The sequence below is a fragment of the Bradyrhizobium sp. USDA 4011 genome (assembly GCF_054063415.1).
Genome location: NZ_JBSSGG010000001.1, coordinates 6,518,384 through 6,535,142, shown reverse-complemented (window position 1 = coordinate 6,535,142; position 16,759 = coordinate 6,518,384). Strand labels below are relative to the sequence as shown.

15 protein-coding genes are annotated in these 16,759 nt (G+C 62.9%); 2 read left to right on the top strand and 13 right to left on the bottom strand.

Annotated features, from left to right (window positions below):
- Positions 1–2: 2 nt before the first annotated feature.
- Genes cofD through ACVW1C_RS30785 form a run of 4 tightly spaced genes read right to left on the bottom strand, consistent with a single transcriptional unit; the run spans position 3 to position 3,172 of the window.
- Positions 3–941 (bottom strand): 2-phospho-L-lactate transferase, encoded by a 939-nt coding sequence (gene cofD, locus ACVW1C_RS30800; protein WP_456761481.1) that lies wholly within the window; start codon positions 939–941, stop codon positions 3–5.
- Positions 938–1,711, bottom strand: coding sequence for a coenzyme F420-0:L-glutamate ligase (cofE, locus tag ACVW1C_RS30795; protein WP_456761480.1), 774 nt, complete (start codon positions 1,709–1,711; stop codon positions 938–940). Before cofE ends, cofD begins: the two co-directional genes overlap by 4 nt.
- 3 nt (positions 1,712–1,714) lie before the next feature.
- Positions 1,715–2,374 (bottom strand): NADPH-dependent F420 reductase, encoded by a 660-nt coding sequence (gene npdG, locus ACVW1C_RS30790; RefSeq protein ID WP_456761479.1) that lies wholly within the window; start codon positions 2,372–2,374, stop codon positions 1,715–1,717.
- Positions 2,375–2,395: 21 nt separating this feature from the next.
- Positions 2,396–3,172, bottom strand: coding sequence for a LamB/YcsF family protein (locus ACVW1C_RS30785; RefSeq protein WP_456761478.1), 777 nt, complete (start codon positions 3,170–3,172; stop codon positions 2,396–2,398).
- A gap of 254 nt (positions 3,173–3,426) precedes the next feature.
- Between ACVW1C_RS30785 and ACVW1C_RS30780 the strand changes: the two genes are divergently transcribed.
- Complete coding sequence (locus ACVW1C_RS30780) at positions 3,427–4,614, top strand: diaminopropionate ammonia-lyase (protein WP_456761477.1); 1,188 nt, start codon at positions 3,427–3,429, stop codon at positions 4,612–4,614.
- A gap of 35 nt (positions 4,615–4,649) precedes the next feature.
- Here the strand turns inward: ACVW1C_RS30780 and ACVW1C_RS30775 are convergent, their stop codons facing one another.
- The 8 genes from ACVW1C_RS30775 to ACVW1C_RS30740 form a co-directional block, all read right to left on the bottom strand.
- Positions 4,650–5,408 carry a GntR family transcriptional regulator gene (locus ACVW1C_RS30775; RefSeq protein WP_456761476.1) on the bottom strand — a complete coding sequence of 253 codons (759 nt, stop codon included), beginning with the start codon at positions 5,406–5,408 and terminating at the stop codon, positions 4,650–4,652.
- Between the two features lie 53 nt (positions 5,409–5,461).
- Entirely contained in the window at positions 5,462–6,682 is a 1,221-nt protein-coding gene (locus tag ACVW1C_RS30770; protein ID WP_456761475.1) for a xanthine dehydrogenase family Fe-S subunit, read from the bottom strand.
- A complete protein-coding gene (locus tag ACVW1C_RS30765; protein WP_456761474.1) occupies positions 6,679–7,518 on the bottom strand; it encodes an FAD binding domain-containing protein in 840 nt (279 codons plus the stop codon). The genes ACVW1C_RS30770 and ACVW1C_RS30765 overlap by 4 nt, the downstream gene beginning before the upstream one ends.
- Positions 7,515–9,890, bottom strand: a complete 2,376-nt coding sequence (locus ACVW1C_RS30760; protein ID WP_456761473.1) for a xanthine dehydrogenase family protein molybdopterin-binding subunit — start codon at positions 9,888–9,890, stop codon at positions 7,515–7,517. The genes ACVW1C_RS30765 and ACVW1C_RS30760 overlap by 4 nt, the downstream gene beginning before the upstream one ends.
- 204 nt (positions 9,891–10,094) lie before the next feature.
- The gene (locus tag ACVW1C_RS30755) at positions 10,095–11,372 is read right to left on the bottom strand and encodes an ArgE/DapE family deacylase (RefSeq protein ID WP_456761472.1); all 1,278 of its coding nucleotides are present in this window, start codon (positions 11,370–11,372) and stop codon (positions 10,095–10,097) included.
- A gap of 36 nt (positions 11,373–11,408) precedes the next feature.
- The gene (locus ACVW1C_RS30750; protein ID WP_456761471.1) at positions 11,409–12,362 is read right to left on the bottom strand and encodes an LLM class flavin-dependent oxidoreductase; all 954 of its coding nucleotides are present in this window, start codon (positions 12,360–12,362) and stop codon (positions 11,409–11,411) included.
- Positions 12,363–12,389: 27 nt separating this feature from the next.
- The gene (locus ACVW1C_RS30745; RefSeq protein WP_456761470.1) at positions 12,390–13,160 is read right to left on the bottom strand and encodes a CoA-transferase subunit beta; all 771 of its coding nucleotides are present in this window, start codon (positions 13,158–13,160) and stop codon (positions 12,390–12,392) included.
- Positions 13,153–14,073 carry a CoA transferase subunit A gene (locus tag ACVW1C_RS30740; protein WP_456763220.1) on the bottom strand — a complete coding sequence of 307 codons (921 nt, stop codon included), beginning with the start codon at positions 14,071–14,073 and terminating at the stop codon, positions 13,153–13,155. The genes ACVW1C_RS30745 and ACVW1C_RS30740 overlap by 8 nt, the downstream gene beginning before the upstream one ends.
- Positions 14,074–14,808: 735 nt before the next feature.
- Between ACVW1C_RS30740 and ACVW1C_RS30735 the strand changes: the two genes are divergently transcribed.
- Entirely contained in the window at positions 14,809–15,690 is an 882-nt protein-coding gene (locus ACVW1C_RS30735; RefSeq protein ID WP_456761469.1) for an acetamidase/formamidase family protein, read from the top strand.
- 58 nt (positions 15,691–15,748) lie between these two features.
- Here ACVW1C_RS30735 and ACVW1C_RS30730 read toward each other — a convergent pair whose 3' ends face one another.
- On the bottom strand, positions 15,749–16,720 hold the full coding sequence (locus ACVW1C_RS30730) for a TRAP transporter substrate-binding protein (RefSeq protein WP_456763219.1): 972 nt from the start codon (positions 16,718–16,720) through the stop codon (positions 15,749–15,751).
- Positions 16,721–16,759: the final 39 nt, after the last annotated feature.

Sequence of the window (16,759 nt, the reverse complement as noted above, 5' to 3'; positions counted from 1 at the left end):
GCTCAGCTGTTTAGTCGATCAAGAAATCCGAGACACTGCCGTGCCAGCTCAACGCGCTCATCCTTCGAGTGCATGATCGCGTTCGTCACATGCACGGGAATGCCCATCGCATCGGCGTCGGCCTGGTCTTCGCGATCCATCACCAGACCATCGAGGAAGCCATAGTGCCTGACAATCGAGGCGCAGTTGGTCGCGACGCCGAGCTCGCTCATGATCTTTGCGGTCGGTCCCTTGATGGCGCGGCCGCCGACCAGCGGCGAGATTGCAACGATGGGAGCCTTCGCCGCGTCCAAGGCTGCCCGGATGCCGGGTACAGCCAGGATCGGATCGATGCTGAGATACGGGTTCGACGGACAGACAATGACGGCATCGGCGGCACCGATGGCCCGCAATGCGGCGTTGGTCGCCGTTCCACCGCTCGGGCTCTGGAATTCGATCTTCCGCACTTCGGGCCGCGCTTGGAGCTCGACGAAATAGCGTTGAAACGCGAGCTTCTGATCGGCCGTCACGACGATCGTCGCAAACGGATCGTCGGTCATCGGCAGGATGCTCGCCTCAATGCCGAGATGCGATGCAATCCTGCCGGTGAAATCGGTCAAGGTCACGCCGGCGCTCAGCGCGCGGGAGCGCAGGACGTGCATGGCAAGATCGCGGTCTCCTAAACGAAACCATGTCTCGCCCTTCAGGCCGCCAAGCGCCTCCATGAAGTTCCAGCTTTCGCCGGCTCGCCCCCAGCCACGCTCTTCGTCGGCAAGCTCGCCCAGCGTATAGACGACCGTGTCGATGTCCGGCGAGATCGTGAGACCAAGATGCTCGAAATCGTCGCCGGTGTTGACGATGACGGCGAGCTTGGCGCCCAGCAGGCGATTGAGACCATGGGCAAGCTTGGCGCCCCCGACCCCGCCGCAAAGCGCAACAACGTTGAGGTCAGCGCCACTCATCGAAACATGTCCTGGCTCTTGGGTCGCGCGAGCGCGGCCGCGGGTGAGACCGGACCATCAAGCGTGAGGCCACGGACGAGAATGATCGGCATCCCTTCGCCCGCCTGCCCCATCAGGAGCGAGGCCGCGCCGGCGATCTCATCGGCGATGGCGATCTCGGTGACTCGCATCGCCCGGCCGAACATGTCAGGGACGCCGATTTGGCTCAGCAGCGAGGGAATGCCGGCGGCGCCGATCGCCACGCCGACGACACCATTGCGCCAGGGACGGCCAAAGCTGTCGTTGATGATGATTCCAAGATTGAGGTCGCCCGCGGCGTCCAGCGCGACCTTCAGCCTCTGCGCGGATCCGTCCGGATCTTTGGGCAGCAGCAGGACGCGCTCCTCGCCTTCACGGTGTTCGATGTTCGATTGATCGATGCCAGCGTTGGCCATGACGAAGCCGAGCCGGTGCGCGGCGATGACGACGTTCGGCCGCGTCTTGACGACCTCGGAGGATTCGCGCAGCACGACCTCGAGGAAGCGCGGATCCTTGCCGACCGTCGCCGCGAGTTCGAGCGCCGCCGGGGAAGGTTCGACGTCGTTCAGCCGAACGTACCGCCCTTCCGATTTCGAGACGATCTTCTGCGCAATGACGAGGATGTCGCCCCGCTGCAGCTCAAGCGACATCCCGGCGAGACCCTGACTGATGAGCGCGGCAAGATCCTCGCCCGGCTCGACGCGCCGAATGTCCTGCAGGGCGATGTATTCGACTCGCGCGTCCACAGGCATGGATCAGGTACCCGGGCGAGCGGACAGGCCGGTGATGCGGATGCCGGCGCCGGGCACCTTGTAGCGCCGATTGATCCCGATCAGCACGGATGTGAGCGCCTCGGCCGCCGCCGAGTTCGCCAGCACGCCGCCGTCGATGCCGGCGGATGCAACTTCGTTCGCGAGACCAATGACGACGTCGCGTGCCGCCTTGTCGTCGCCAAAGACCAGAACGTCGCAATCCGCCCGGCTGCCCTGGTGCAGCTTGGTCGCGCCCACATTGTGGAAGGCGGAGACGACCCGCACGCCGGGTCCGAGCAACTGCTGCGCGATCTGCGCGGCCGAGCCGGCGGACGGAAGCTGGACGACGGACACTTTCGGCGGCACCAGCGGGACCGCGGCATCCACGACGATCTTGCCCTGGACCACGTCCTTGACTTCGTTCAGCGTCGCGTCATGGCTCGCGAACGGCACGGCAACGACCACGATGTCGGCAGCCCGCGCGGCGGCGGAATTGTCGTCACCCGCGACGTCGCCGGTCATGGTCTGGGCCGCGCTCCTCGCTTTCTCCGCGGAGCGTGAACCGAGAATGACTTTGTAACCGGCCGCAAGCCAGCATTTCGCGAGGCCGGATCCCAAGTCACCGGTTCCTCCAAGGATGGCAATCGTCGGTTTCGTGTTCATGTCTCGGTGGCCTTTCCGGGATTAGTCGAGGGGCATTTCGGTGAGTGGCACGAGCTTGACGCCGGCCTTCTCGAGGCCTTCCCGCACCGCACGGGCCGTGGCGACGCCGGTGGGCTCGTCGCCATGGACGCACAGCGAGTGGACCTTGCATTTGATCTTCTTGCCGTTGCGGGAGGTGATTGTGTTGTTCAGCACCATATCGAGCACCTGCCGGGTGGCGACCGCCGCATCCTTGATGACCGAGCCCGCGATCTTGCGCGATGTCAGATTGCCGTCGTCGTCGTACTGGCGATCGCAGAAGCCTTCGATTGCGACGGGAAGCCCCAGCTTGCGGCCGGCCTTCTCCATCTCGGACCCCGCGAGAGCCACATAGATGATGCGCGGATCGACGGCCTTGATGGCGCGGCCGATGGCGAGCGCGTATTCGGCGTCTTCGGCCGCCATGTTGTTGAGCGCGCCGTGCGGCTTGAGGTGGGTGACCCGCTCGCCTTCGTAAGCCGCCATCGCCTGCAGCGCGCCAATTTGATATGCGACCATGTATTCGAGGTCATCGGGGCGCATATCGATGCGCCTGCGCCCGAAGCCCCAGAGATCGTTGAAACCGGGATGAGCACCGATCGTGACACCGAGGCGCCTGGCTTCGCGCACGACGTTGCGCATCACCCGCGGGTCACCGGCGTGAAAGCCGCAGGCGATATTGGCCGATCCGATGATCTTGAGGATTCCGGCATCGTCACCGACGTCGTAGGCGCCGAACCCTTCGGCCATGTCGGCGTTCAAGTTGATCGATATGGTCATCCGTCACCTCGTCTGCTTGAGCTATAACGTACTATCGTTAGGATGACAATCTGTTTCGCAAGCAATACTTCCCGTTTTTCCGAAGATCGGCTGGAGCGACGACAGGAGGCGATCGTCTCACAGATCGCCGTTGAACTATCATCCCAATGATAGTATGTATCTTCAATCCTGGCAAGCTACGCTGCCCCGATGGCGACACGTCCGATCAGCGGCGGCAACTCCCATCAAACAACTCATCGCGAAGGCCGGTTCGAATGTTCCTGTCGAATACAAGTTCATCTCACGACCAACCGCTCGACCCGGCGGATGCCGCCACGCTGGCGCGTGAAGAAGCGAGCGAAGTCGAGCGCTTTCTCACCTTCCGACCGAACCACGCGGAAACGCCGCTGCGATCGCTGCCGGCGCTCGCCCGCGAATTCGAGGTGAAGTCCATCCATATCAAGGACGAATCGCATCGGCTCGGCCTCGGCAGCTTCAAGGCTCTGGGCGGATCTTACGCCGTCGTCAGGCTACTGCTGGAGCATGCCAGCAACAAGCTGGGCCGCGCGGTGGATATCAGCGAGATCGGGACGCCTGCGATACGCGAGATCGCGCGCGGCCTGACGGTCGGCTGCGCCACCGACGGAAATCATGGTCGATCGGTCGCGGCCGGCGCGCAGATGGTCGGAGCCAAGGCGGTCATCTTCGTGCATTCCGGGGTCACGGATGAGCGCGTGCAGGCGATTGCCCGCTTCGGCGCGGAAATCGTGCGGGTGCCCGGCACCTACGACGACTCCGTCGCGGTCGCCGACAAGGTCTGCCAGGACAATCATTGGATCGTCGTCTCGGATACGTCCTGGCCCGGCTATGAGCGCATCCCCGGACTGGTCATGCAGGGTTATACGGCGATGTTGAACGAGATCCTTCGGCAGCAGCCGGAGGCGCCCACCCACGTCTTCATCCAGGCCGGCGTCGGCGGCCTCGCGGCCGCGGTCGCCGGTTACTTTGATGTCGTCTTTGGCAAGAGCCGGCCGACATTCGTGGTCGTCGAGCCCGAACGGGCCGCATGCCTCTATCAAAGCGCCGTCGCGGGCGCGCCGATCAAGATCGCCCATGGCGAGCCGACGATCATGGCCATGCTGGAATGCTACGAGCCTTCTCTTGTTGCCTGGCGTATCCTGTCGCGGAAGGCGGACGCGTTCATGATGGTCGGCGAAGAGGGGGCCGCAGCAGCGATGCGCCGCCTCGCGCGCCCGACCGGCGACGATCCGGCCATCGTGGCCGGCGAAAGTGGCGCTGCAGGATTGGCCGGCCTTTGGCGTGCCGCCAAGAGCAGCGCCGCGCGTGAATCGCTGGGCTTGAACCAGGCGTCGCGCGTGCTGCTGATCAACACTGAAGGTGCGACCGACCAGAAGCGCTACACGGAGATCGTGGGCGCTTCGCCGGCCAGCATCCTCGCCTAGCGCGGATTCGGAACGAGCCTTACGCCCGCTCCTTGTCAGGCCTTCGTTCGCTTCTTCGACTTTTCGAGAAGATCGGAGCGGAGCGCGAAGCAACTGCGGTGATAATGGATATTGGCGACATAGACGGCGATGCCGTTGCTGTCGACCAACACCAGGCGACAATCGGCGGTTGGCTCGCCGAGGCCGATCTTGAGCAGTTCGGCCGTTTCGGGATCGGCCACGCCGATCGTCACGACCTGATAAGCATGGGCGAGCGTTATGTCGTCCATCTCCATGATTTTCGTCAGCGCGGCCGTGTGGGTGAAGCGCCTGCGGTCCTTGAGATAGAGGTTGCGCGCCAGATGGAGGTTGACGACCGAAAACGGCTCGTCCTCGTTGTATTGCACGCTTCTGAGAAAAGCGTAGCCGGCGGCGGGACGGCCTTCATGCGCGGCGAGCCGGGGCGGATCCGCATTCTCCTCGACATAGACGCGCTTAAGGACGTTGTTCCTGACGGAATCGACCATCGACTCGAAATCATTGGCCAGGTTCAGCCAGTGACGATTCTTGGGTCTTCCAGACACGAACGTCCCGCGTCCCTGCTGTGCGTCGAGGAGCCCCTCGTTGCGCAACATCTCGATCGCCTGCCGGATCGTGACGCGCGCGACGCCGAATTCGGTTTCGAGCTCCTCGATGGTCGAGATCTTGTCGCCCTCTTGCCATCGCCCGGACTCGACCCGTTGGCGCATGACCGATGCAACCTGCACGTAGAGGGGGACCCGGCTGCGCTCGTAATTTGGGACTACCTTATTCATGATAGTAAGATAGTCCATTTCATCGCCAAAGGCGAGTTTTTATCGCCGAACAACTAGGATCGTCGCAAGAGCCATCGAAGCGCTCGTCTCACATAATCCAACGCCATCGATCGCATGAGCGCGCCGGCGTCGAATTCCCTAACCATAGCCGGCTCGCCCTCGCCCCCACCCGATCGATGGGAGAGCCGCGTCTCGAGGTTCTGGACAAAGACAGCGATGATTCGTCCGGCCACATCCTGGATCAAGCCAGAGCGGCTGAACTGCGCCAGGGCCCCGGTCAAGGTGAAGCCAATGCTGAGATCGACCCTGGTTTGGTTCTCCACGTCACCCGGCTTGACGGCATAGCCGATCAAACCGCGGGTTGAGGAGTTGCTGCGCCTGTCCTTGCCTGCGCCGACAATCGTGCCCGTGCGGGTCGCATCATCGCGGGTCACATCGGCGACGCCTTGGAATTCGGCAGAGATCGGCCCGACCTTGATCTTGATCTGGCCGTCGACGTGACCGTCCACCGGCTCTCCGGCCAGCGATGCGCCCGGCAGACAGGCTGCGACCGCGCCGATGTCGGAGAAGAAATTCCAGACGTCATCGACCGGATGTCCGACGGTGAAGCTCTGCGTCAAGGTCGTTTGCGGCTTCCAGCTCGTATCCCTGAGCGAGGCTGCCGCCGCTGCCGGGGCTTCGGCCGTTTTCGCCGCTGGTGCGACGTTTGCCTTGGGCCGAACGGAGGCCGCGGCAACCGCGGTCGCGTTGCCGGAGCCCGAAGGCCCAAGACGCGTCCGGTTTCCGTTTGGAATCGCCGCGATCCCTCGCGCCCTGCGATCTGCGATCACACCCTGGATGGCACGGACGATGCCGACATAGCCGGTGCAGCGACAAAGGTTTCCGCTCATGGCCACACGAATATCGCGCTCGCTGGGGTCCTGCATGCGCAGCACGACATCGCGCGCCGACACAACCATTCCCGGCGTGCAATAGCCGCATTGCAGGCCGTGCTCCCTCGTGAAGGCCGCGCGCAGCTCGCGCGTGATCTCGTCGTCGTCGAGTCCCTCGATCGTCGTGACGTCAGCCTCCTGGCAAGCCAACGCGAAGGTGATGCAGGAGCGCGTGGGCACACCATCGACAAGCAGCGTGCATGCGCCGCAGACGCCGTGCTCGCAGCCCAGATGGGTGCCGGTCAGATTGAGCTTCTCGCGGAGAAAGTCCGCAAGATGCGTCCGCGGCTGGATCTCCGCGCTGACGGCGCTCCCGTTGACGTTGAGGTTGCAGGTGCTCATTGCGGCCGTGCCTGCTCGATCGCGCGGCGCAGCGCGGCGACATGGGTTTGCTTGTCCAGGGGATCGACCATCCCTGCCTTCTCCAGAATCTCGCCGACGGCCCCGCCGTCGAAACTGTCGCTCGGACGCGGCGCGCGGCCGTCGCCGATCACATTGCTCGCCTTGGCAATGACGATCGGACGGCTCTCCGTCGCGCCGATCACCGCGCGGCTGATGCCGCGATCGGGGTCGGTCATGAAGGCGCCGATCGCATGGGCAAATTCGCCCGTCTTGCGGCAGCTCTTGTAATAGCCCCAGCGCGCCGATTTGCTCAGTCGCGGCACCATGACGCGAACGAGAACTTCGCCAGGACGCAGGTCGGCCTCGAGGGCGCCGACCATGTAGTCCTCGACGGCCACGGTGCGCTCTCCGGCCGGGCCGCGCAGCACGACTTTCGCCCCAACCGCGGCGAGGATCGAGTGCCAGTCGGCCGACGGATCGGCATGCGTCAAGCTTCCGCCGATGGTGCCGCGATTGCGCACCGCACGATAAGCGATGCCGTTGGCCACCGTCGGCAGCGCACCGCGCGTGACGTCGGTGACACGGAGGTCCTCGATATCGGCATGCGTGACGCACGCCCCGATCGAGATTTCGTCCGCGCCGTCACTGAAACAGCGGAGCTCTTCGATCCCGGTGAGGTCGACGATCAGATCGGGCTGCACGAGCCTGAGGTTCAACATCGGCCCGAGCGACTGGCTCCCCGCCATCATCTTGACGGTTCTGCTATCGTCCGCGATGAGCCTGATCACCGCATCGACCACATCGGGACGTGCATAGTCGAAATTGACAGGTTTCACGCCGGCAACCCTTCCGCCAGTTCGGGCGCCTTCTCCTTGCGGCTCTCGGCTGCGGCCCGAATGGCCTCGAGAACACGCCGTGGCGTCATTGGCGTGTGCAAGACCTGCGCACCGAGAGGCCGCAATGCGTCATTGACCGCATTGCCGATTGCTCCGGGAGGCGCAATAGCACCGCCCTCGCCGATGCCTTTGACACCGAACTCCGTATACGGCGCCAACGTCTCCATGTGGCCAAGCTTGGGCGCGGGCACCTCGGTCGGGCCCGGCAGCAGATAGTCGGCAAAGGTCGACGCGAGCGGCTGCCCCGACGTATCAAAATTCATCTCTTCATACATTGCGGTGCCGATGCCTTGCGCCAGCCCGCCATAGATTTGCCCATCGACAACCATCGGGTTGATCAGCTGACCACCATCTTCGACGACGACGTAGTCGATCAGCTCGATATCGCCCAACTCCGGATCGACCGCGACCACCGCAATATGGGTCGCGTAGCTGAACGTGCCTGAATCACGCGCCGGCTTGTAGCCGATGGTGACCTCCAGGCCCCTCGGATCGACGGTTGCCGGCAGATCCTGCGGCCGGCGATACCAGGTGTGCGCGATTTCATCGATCTTCACGCTGTTGGATGGACCAACCACCGCGCCGTTCTCGAGCTTGACGTTCTCGACCTCGGTCTGCAGCAGATGCGCGCCGATGCCCTTGATGAGCTTGGCGAGTTCACGCGAGGCCGTCGCAACGGCGCCGCCGGACATCACCGCGCAGCGCGATCCCCAGCTGCCCGTCGAGTACGGCGTGTACTCGGTGTCGCCGTGAACCAGCTTGATGCGCGCGACGTCGATGCCAAGGATCTCGTGCGCGACCTGCGGAAGCGTGGTCTCCATGCTCTGGCCATGCGAATGCGCGCCGATGCGCAGCTCGAGGCCGCCGTCGGGGGTCATGCGGGCGGTCGCCTGCTCGTGTCCCGGAACCATCGGGATGCCCCAGCCTGCGTAGACCGACGTGCCGTGCGCGCCCTGCTCGCAATAGACTGAAAGGCCGACGCCGATCAACCGACCGTCCGGCTCGCCCTTCTTTTGGCGTGCGCGGAGACCGGCCAGATCAATCTTTGCCAGAGCCTGCCGCAGCGATTCCGGATAATTTCCGCTGTCGAAGTGCTTCTTGGTGATGTTGTCGAACGGCATCTGCTCCGGCCGCACCAGGTTCTTGAGCCTCACCTCGTACGGCTCGAGACCGCATTCGTGGGCGATGGCATCCATCATCAGTTCGATCGCATAGCAAACCCCGGTTCGGGCAACGCCGCGGTAAGGCAGGATCGGGCACTTGTTGGTGGACACCGACCAGGTGCGGCAGCGATAGGATGGAAAGTCGTACGGGCCGGGCAGGATGCTGGCGATCTGCGCGGCCTCCAGGCATGCCGAAAACGGATAGGACGAGTAGGCGCCGGAATCGACCGAGGCCTCGCACTCGACACCGCGCAACTTCCCGTCGCGATCGGCATAGACGGTGATGTTATAATGATGCTCGCGGCAGTTCGCGCCCGCCGTCAAATGCTCGCGACGATCCTCGATCCAACGCACGGGATAGCCGCAGCGCATGGCGAGCCAACCCAGACAAACATCCTCCGTCAGCACGATACCCTTGTAGCCGAAGCCGCCGCCGACATCGGGCGAGACGATGCGGATCTTCAGCTGCTCGAGATTGAGGCATTCCGACAGGCCGTTGCGCACGATGTGCGGTTGCTGATTGCCGGTGTAGAGGACGAGCTGGTCCACCCGCTTGTGCCACACCGCAACCGTGCCGCGGCCCTCCATCGGCGCCATGCTCTGCCGCGCGGTCGATATCTCGCGCGTGATCTTGATCGGAGCGTCGTAGGCCGCTTCCATGTTGATGTCGACAAACGTCTCGAGGAAGACGTTGTCGCCCCACTCTTCGTGCACCAGGGCGGAGCCCGGACGCCGCGCCAGCAGCATGTCGTGCACGGCCGGCAATTCCTCGAAATCAACTTCGACCGCGGCCGCAATGTCCTCGGCTTCCGCGCGGGTATCGGCGACGCACATCGCGATCAATTCGCCGACTTGACGGACCTTCTCGAATGCGAGGATCGGCTGGTCGGAAGGCTTGAAGCCCGGCAGTCCGGACACCGCGCGAATAGGCCGCGTATCGGCCGCGATATCTGACGCAATGAACACGCTTCTGCGGAGATGCGGCGGGATGCGAATGTCCTTGATCCGCGCATGTGCAAGCGGACTACGGACGAACGCAACGTCGCGCATGCCGGGCAAGCGAATATCGCCGACATATTCGCCCCGTCCGCGGAGAAAGCGATCATCTTCCTTTCGGGAAATGGAAGCTCCAACGCCCTGCTTTGCCACTCCGTCTCCCCTCTTGTCGTCCGTGTCCGGAGCGATCGACGGCTCGAACAATCATTCTATTATCGCAACGATAGCATCACTAGGATTAAGCGTCGAGTCTCGAGAACTCTTCCGCATGCGACAATAGCGAGTTCGCACCACCGACGCCGCCAAAAAAGGAGGGGCCCAAACCATGGGCCCCTTCCAGATCGAGCCGGCCCTCGATTACTTGGTTGGGGCGGAATTGCACCAGTCGTGGATGCTGAGCGCCATGACCTTGATGGCCGTCAGATAGTCATCGATCGACACATACTCGTCGTTCGCATGCATGACCGCCGTCGAGCCTGGTCCGAAGATCACGGTTGGCGTGTTCGCGTACTTGTTCAAGAACCGCGTGTCCGCCGCACCCTGACGCCCCGAGATCGTCGGCTTCTTGCCGGTCACTTCCGTATAGACGTCGCAGACGGTCTGCACGATCGGATGCTGGACCGGAATCTCCGAAGCTTCGGCGTCGTAGCCGACGAACTTCACCACGGGAGGATGGTCCTTCATCCAGGGATCCTGAGCCGCAACCTCGGCGATCTTCTTGACGAGACTCTGCTTGACGCCCTCGTGGTCCTCGCTCGGAACCGTGCCGATCGATCCCTTCAGGACGGCGCTCGCCGGGAAGGCGCTCGGATAATTGCCGGCCTGGAAGCTGCCGATGATGCAGGGCAAGGAATCGATGGCGCTCGGGTAGAGCGCGTGCTTGACGTTCGCGACGCGCTCGTCTTCCAGCTCCTGCACGGCCTTCACGATCTTGTTGCCGAGCTCAATGGCGCTGATGCCAAGGTAGCGCTGCTGGATACCGGCGGGCTTGCCTTCGATGTCGATCTGGAACCAGATGCGCCCGATGCAGGCCGGCTGGACGAACAGGTCGCTGGTTTCGCCGGAAATACCGGCATCCGCCTTGTATCCGCGGATGACGGTGTCGAGCGTGCCGTGGCCGCTGACTTCCTCGTCGATGACGATGTTGATCATGACATCACCCTTCGGAGTGAGCCCAAGCTCCTTCAAGTACTGGACCGCGAGCACGTGGCTGGCGACGCCGCTCTTCATGTCGCACGAACCTCGGCCATAGATGCGCCCGTTCTTGATGGAAGCGGACCACGGATTGTCGCTCCATCCCTCGCCGTTGCCGACGGGAATCACGTCGGTGTGACCGTTGAGAAGCAGCGAGCGGCCGCCGCCGGTGCCCTTCAGGGTGGCAACGATATTGGGACGATTCTCATAGCCGCGATCGACCGGGCGGTAGCCGGGATGCTTCTTGAGCTCGTCCCAATTGGTCTCCCACATGTCGACCTCCAGACCGACCTCGGTCAGGTAGCCGTGCATGTGCTTCTGGATCGCGGCTTCGTCGCCGGTCACGCTCGGGATCGCGACCATATCCTGGAGGAACTTGATCGCGTGATCCTTCGAAGCGTCGACCTTGTCGAGGATCTTCTTGCGTATGGGGTCAGTCATCTGGTTGTCGCCTGTGTTGAGCGTTTTCCGGTTTCGTTACTTGGCGCGCAGGCGCGGGATGATCTCACGCGCGATGGTCTCGACCTGGTCCGCCTGATACTTGTACGGGACGAAGATGATCTTCTGGACGCCCAGCGCGATGTGCTCGCGAAGCTGGGCGACGCATTCATCAACCGAGCCCATGATGGCGCTCTCGCGGCTGCAATCGCTGTGAGCCGGGAAATCCCACTCCTTGTTGAGCCAGTCCATCATGTCGGCTTCGACCGCCTGCCGCGATTTGCCGATCATGATCGGCAATTGCGAGGCATTCTTCAAAGTCGACGGATCCTTGCCGCCCTCCTTGGCGAAGTTGATGATCTTGTCCCAGGACTTCTTGAAGTCGGCTGGACGATAGAAGTAAGTGAGCCAGCCATCCCCATTCAAAGCCGCACGCTTCAGCACCGGATCGGCGTATCCGCCGATCAGCAGCGGAATTTGCGGCTGCGCCGGCTTGGGGTACATCACGGCCTTGGAAATGTTGTGGCGCATGTATTCGCCGGTAACCGACTCTTCGGTCCACAGCCGACGCATGATCTCGAGATTTTCATCCATGATCTTGCCGCGCTTCTCGAAGGGAATGCCGAGCGCGTCGAACTCGCGCTTGTACCATCCGGACGCCATGCCCATGATCAGCCGGCCCTCGGACAACTGATCCATGCTCGAGAGCTGCTTGGCGAGCGCCACGGCGTTGCGGAGCGGCAGAACCAGGATGCCGGTGCCCATCTTGATCCGCTTGGTGCGCGTGGCGATGCCCGTCAGCGTCGTCAACGAATCGATGATCGGGAAGTTCGGATCGACGCCGAGAAGCATGTGATCCCAGACCCAGACCGAGTCGTAGCCGAGCTCCTCGACCCGAACGCCGTACTCGACGAGCGCCCTGGCGTTGGGCATTTCGGGATAAGCGGTGAAGTTGCGCGCGGCAATACCAAACGTGTTGGCGAGCGTGGTCATCAATAGATCTCCGGACTTGGTGTAGCTTTAAGCGGTGAAGAGACGGTCGGGATCGAGCATCCGCAGCGTCTCGAGTTCGTAATCGGTCGGTGGCGACGTGACGTGGAGGTTCTCGTCGAAGTCGAGCCTGAAGCCGGTATTGTCCTGCACTTCCTCACGGCTGACGCCGGGATTGAGCGCCAGCACCTTGATGCGCCGGGTCCTGTCGTCGAAGCCGAACACGGCGAGCTCGGTAATCACGCGCCACATGCCGCCGCTGGGCAGCCCGGAGTCGCGTCGGCTGGTGCCGCCACGGATGAACCCGGGGCTGGTGATGAAGTCGACCTTTTCGACGAAGCGCCGCTTCTCGTGCTTCATCGCGACGATCATGTTGGTCAGGCTGGAGATGTCATTGCCGCCGCCGGTACCCGGCAGGCGCGTCTTCGGCTTCGCCGGGTCGCCGATGAACGACGAGTTCAGATTGCCGAACTGATCGATCTGGGCGCCGCCCATAAAGCCGACATCGACGTATCCGCGCTGCAGCAGCAGCAAGACATCGGCGCTGCCGAGGACCATGTTGGCGCGCTTGGTGCAGCGCTGGTCGTTGGTCGAGGGCGGCAATTTGCCCGGCTCGACGAAGGCGCCGACCACGCCGCCCTCGAACAGAATGGTCAGGGCTGGACAGCGGGTGCGCTGGGCCAAGGTTGCAGCGAGCAGCGGCACGCCGATGCCGGCGAAGACCACCTGCCCGTCCTGCAGCTGGCGCGCGCTCAAGATCGCGAGGATTTCGCTTGCGGTGTAGCGCTGCGCCTCAGTCATTATAGATGCTCCTGCCCTTCTGCGTTGCCTCCAACACCTCATCCATGCCGATCAGCGAGAGATATTCGTTCCAGGACTTCGGGCTGTAAAAATAGCGGTCGAGATATTCCTGCATGCCCTTCACGGGATCGGCATTGACCTGCGCGACATAGGCTTCCATGTGCCGCATCATCGGCTCATAGAGGCCGTAGCACTCGTGCGGCGCCGATCCGTAGGGAACCTCGACCACGGCGTCGACGCAGAAGAACGGGATCTTGGTCTGGTCCGGCGCGCGCCGGATCTGGTCGTTCGACACGATCCGCTCGGTCGTGAGGATCACGCTGTTGGCGGCGAGCGCGAGATCGATGTCCATGAATTGCAGGCCGTCGATCTGGGCGTTGCCGTAGGGGTCGCAGCGCTGGACGTGGATCAGCGCGACGTCGGGGTTGAGCGCGGGGACCAGCAGCAGCTTCTCGCCGGTGAACGGACAATCGATCTGCTTGGCCTCGGGGCGCTGCCCGACGATATCCGACCCCAGCATGGCGCGGGTCGGCAGGAACGGAACCCCCATGCCGCCGGCGCGAAAGCGCATGCCGACGGCCATGTGGCTCCATTCCTCATAGCGCTTGCCGCCATTTTCCACGTGATGCCGCATCACCTTGGACAGGCCCCAGAGAATCCCCTGGGCGAACCAGCTGGTGACGACGTGGTTCGCGATGCCGGATCCGAACACGAGGTCGCCGTCCGTCGAGACGATGCAGCGCGAAATCGAAAGGTCCTTGCGATGCTGGCGGATCAGTTCCCAGAGCAGCGCCATCGGCGTGCGGGACATGGTTGACCCGCCAATACCCACTTTCATGCCATCTTGGACGAAGCCTGCCGCTTCCTCGAGCGACACCACCTTTTCGCGCAGGCTGCGGTCGCGCTGCGCCATCTTCTCTCTGAGCCGCGTGTACGGCTCCACCAGGGTATCCGGCAAAACATCCTCCTTGTCGGCAATCGGCAGCGGCTGAGGAGCGAACCGCAGGCCCTTCCTGCCAATTGGACCTATCGTACTAATGTTAGTCCCATACGTCTAGCAGAATTTTCGCGACTGCCAATCCTGACGGATTCGGCAGCCGCGAGATGACGACCATGGCGAAGTAAGCGGCCATCGAAGGAACGCAGCAGTCCTTGCGGCGGGAGATGAGCTATTGCGTCCGGCGACAATTGCTCGGCGCGTCATCGCCCGCCTCCTTTGGCCGGATGGTTGAGAACATCCGAATCACCAGGCAGCTCGGCAAGGCCGATCATTCCTTGACTCGAAACAGGAAGAAGCACTTGAAATAGCGTTGCGACATCATTGTGCCGCTTGGCGATCGCAAATCATGAGTCGAACGCGCGAGCTCGCTCATGTCTCAGATGATCCGTGATGGAAGACCACAGGTCGGCTGCACGTGAGACGAGCAGCGCGCACTATTCCAACTTGACGGTCCCGCCCATCACGGTTCCGGCCATCCGCTGCGCGAGCGGACGGAACTGCCACATGGTTGACCTGGCCAGCTCAAAATGTCGGCTCGAAGCGGGGGGTACTAGGGCTATAAGGCGATAGATAGGATGTTCCACCCAGCATCACGGCTCTTGGCACAGATCGTGCTTTTGAGCCAACGTCACTTTCGAAAGCCTCGCCATGCAGCGCCCTGCTTCCATCACCCCGTTGAAGTGGCCGCTTGGTGCCGCAGCGGGCGCGGAGGCGCCAACAAGAACCAATGAGAAAGGACGGACCGTGGAGCATTATCTTACCTCGACACCAGATCATCTTCATTGGGGACTGTGGGATGATCGGCTCAGTCCCGTGATCAGAATTGCGCCTGGTGATCGGGTGACGATCGAAACGCTATCGGCCGAGCCGGATGAAGCGTTCGATCTTGTGAGTGACCTGGCCGAACCGCTTGGCTGCAGCGACATCCCGGCGTCCCACGGAGCCGCACCGCGGCTATTGACCGGACCGATCCACATCGAGGGCGCCGAACCGGGTGACGTGCTCGAGGTTCGTGTCCTCGATGTCCGCCTGCGATCGGACTGGGGTTGGAATATGAGAGCCCCGACAAGCGTTGCGCGGGAAACCTCGTTGGACTTTTGCTGCCGGCATGTCCCGCTCGATCGCGCGCGCAATATCGCGCGCCTGCCCTGGGGACGGGAGCTGAGGTTATCGCCGTGCTTTGGCAACTTTGGTGTCGCGCCGCCGGCGAACTGGGACCCCCGCAAGCCGAACGAAGCGAACGGTTTCAGCGGGCGCATCGACGACAGGGATCTCGGCGCCGGATGCATCGCCTATTTTCCAATTTTCGTCGCGGGCGCACTGTTCTCGGCGGGTCATGGCCATGCGTTGCTCGACGATGGAGCTGCCCACCTCTCCGCCATCGAAACGGCGCTCGCCGGTACGTTCGAATTTCACATTCGCCGCAATCTGCATCTTGCGACCGCTCGGGTCGAGACCACATCCGCGTCGGCTGGCTCATCGATCGTCGATGCGCATGCACCGCAAGGCCGCAGCCGACACACGAACTAGCGCTGCACGCCGCGCGCAGCGCCTTGGCTCATCGCCGCCGGCGCGATGACACTACCGTCTATTGCTGCTGCAACGCCTGCTCGACGATAGCCACGGCTTCCGCAGGAGCCTTGGCCTTCCACATTGCGATTGGTGCCGACGCACCTTGCTTGAGCGCGGCGAGAACGGGAGCCGGCGCCGGCTCTGCGATCTCAACCCCGTTGGCGCGCATGCGCGCATAATTCTCGGCCGCGCGATTGGCCAGAAGCTGGAACTGGCTTTGTTCCGTCTCGGCAGCCACCTGCATCACCTGGCGTTGAACCGATTCCGGGAGCGCTTCAAAGGCATCTGTCCTTACAAAGGCAAGCGAGATCGGGATCGCGTAATTGATCGCCGTGAAATGGGGCAGATCCTGCCAGAGCTTTCGGCCGGCCCCGCCATCGCCCGACGTCAGGATGGCATTCAGCCCATGGCTTCTTACCTTGGCGATTGCCTCGTTGAACGGAAGGTACTCCGCCGTTGCACCGACCGCACGCATCACCTCGGCCGAATTGTAGTCATAGGTCCGTGCGGCAATGGATCGCAGGTCCGCCGGCGTCGAGATTGGCTGGACACTCCAGAGGCCGGTGGACGGCCAAATGGTGATGTACAGGAGCTTGAGGCCCTGCGCGGCTAAGGCCTTCTCATAGAGTGGCCGCGCTCGTGCGTTGATGGTCCGCGCCGCCTCGATGGACTGGACGACAAACGGCAGCGACGGCAGACCAAATACCGGATCGGACGCTTCGAGCGGCCCCGCGAATGCGTCGCCACCGGCAATCCGTCCCTCTCGGGCCGCACGCAACATTTCGCCGGAGCTGATCTTCAACTCGTTGTCGAACGCATTGCTGACCGTAACGTATCCGCTCGTCTGCGCGGACACGAGCTCCGCGAATTTTGCCAAGCCAACTCCCGAGATATTGCTTCGAGGATATTCCGTCGCCATCTGCCACGCCACTTGAGCGGACGCAGGTAGGCTGGAGATGACCGTCGACACGATGAGAAGCGCCGCCATGGCAGAGCGCAGACCTGCCCAACGGGTCGGCGAAGGCAA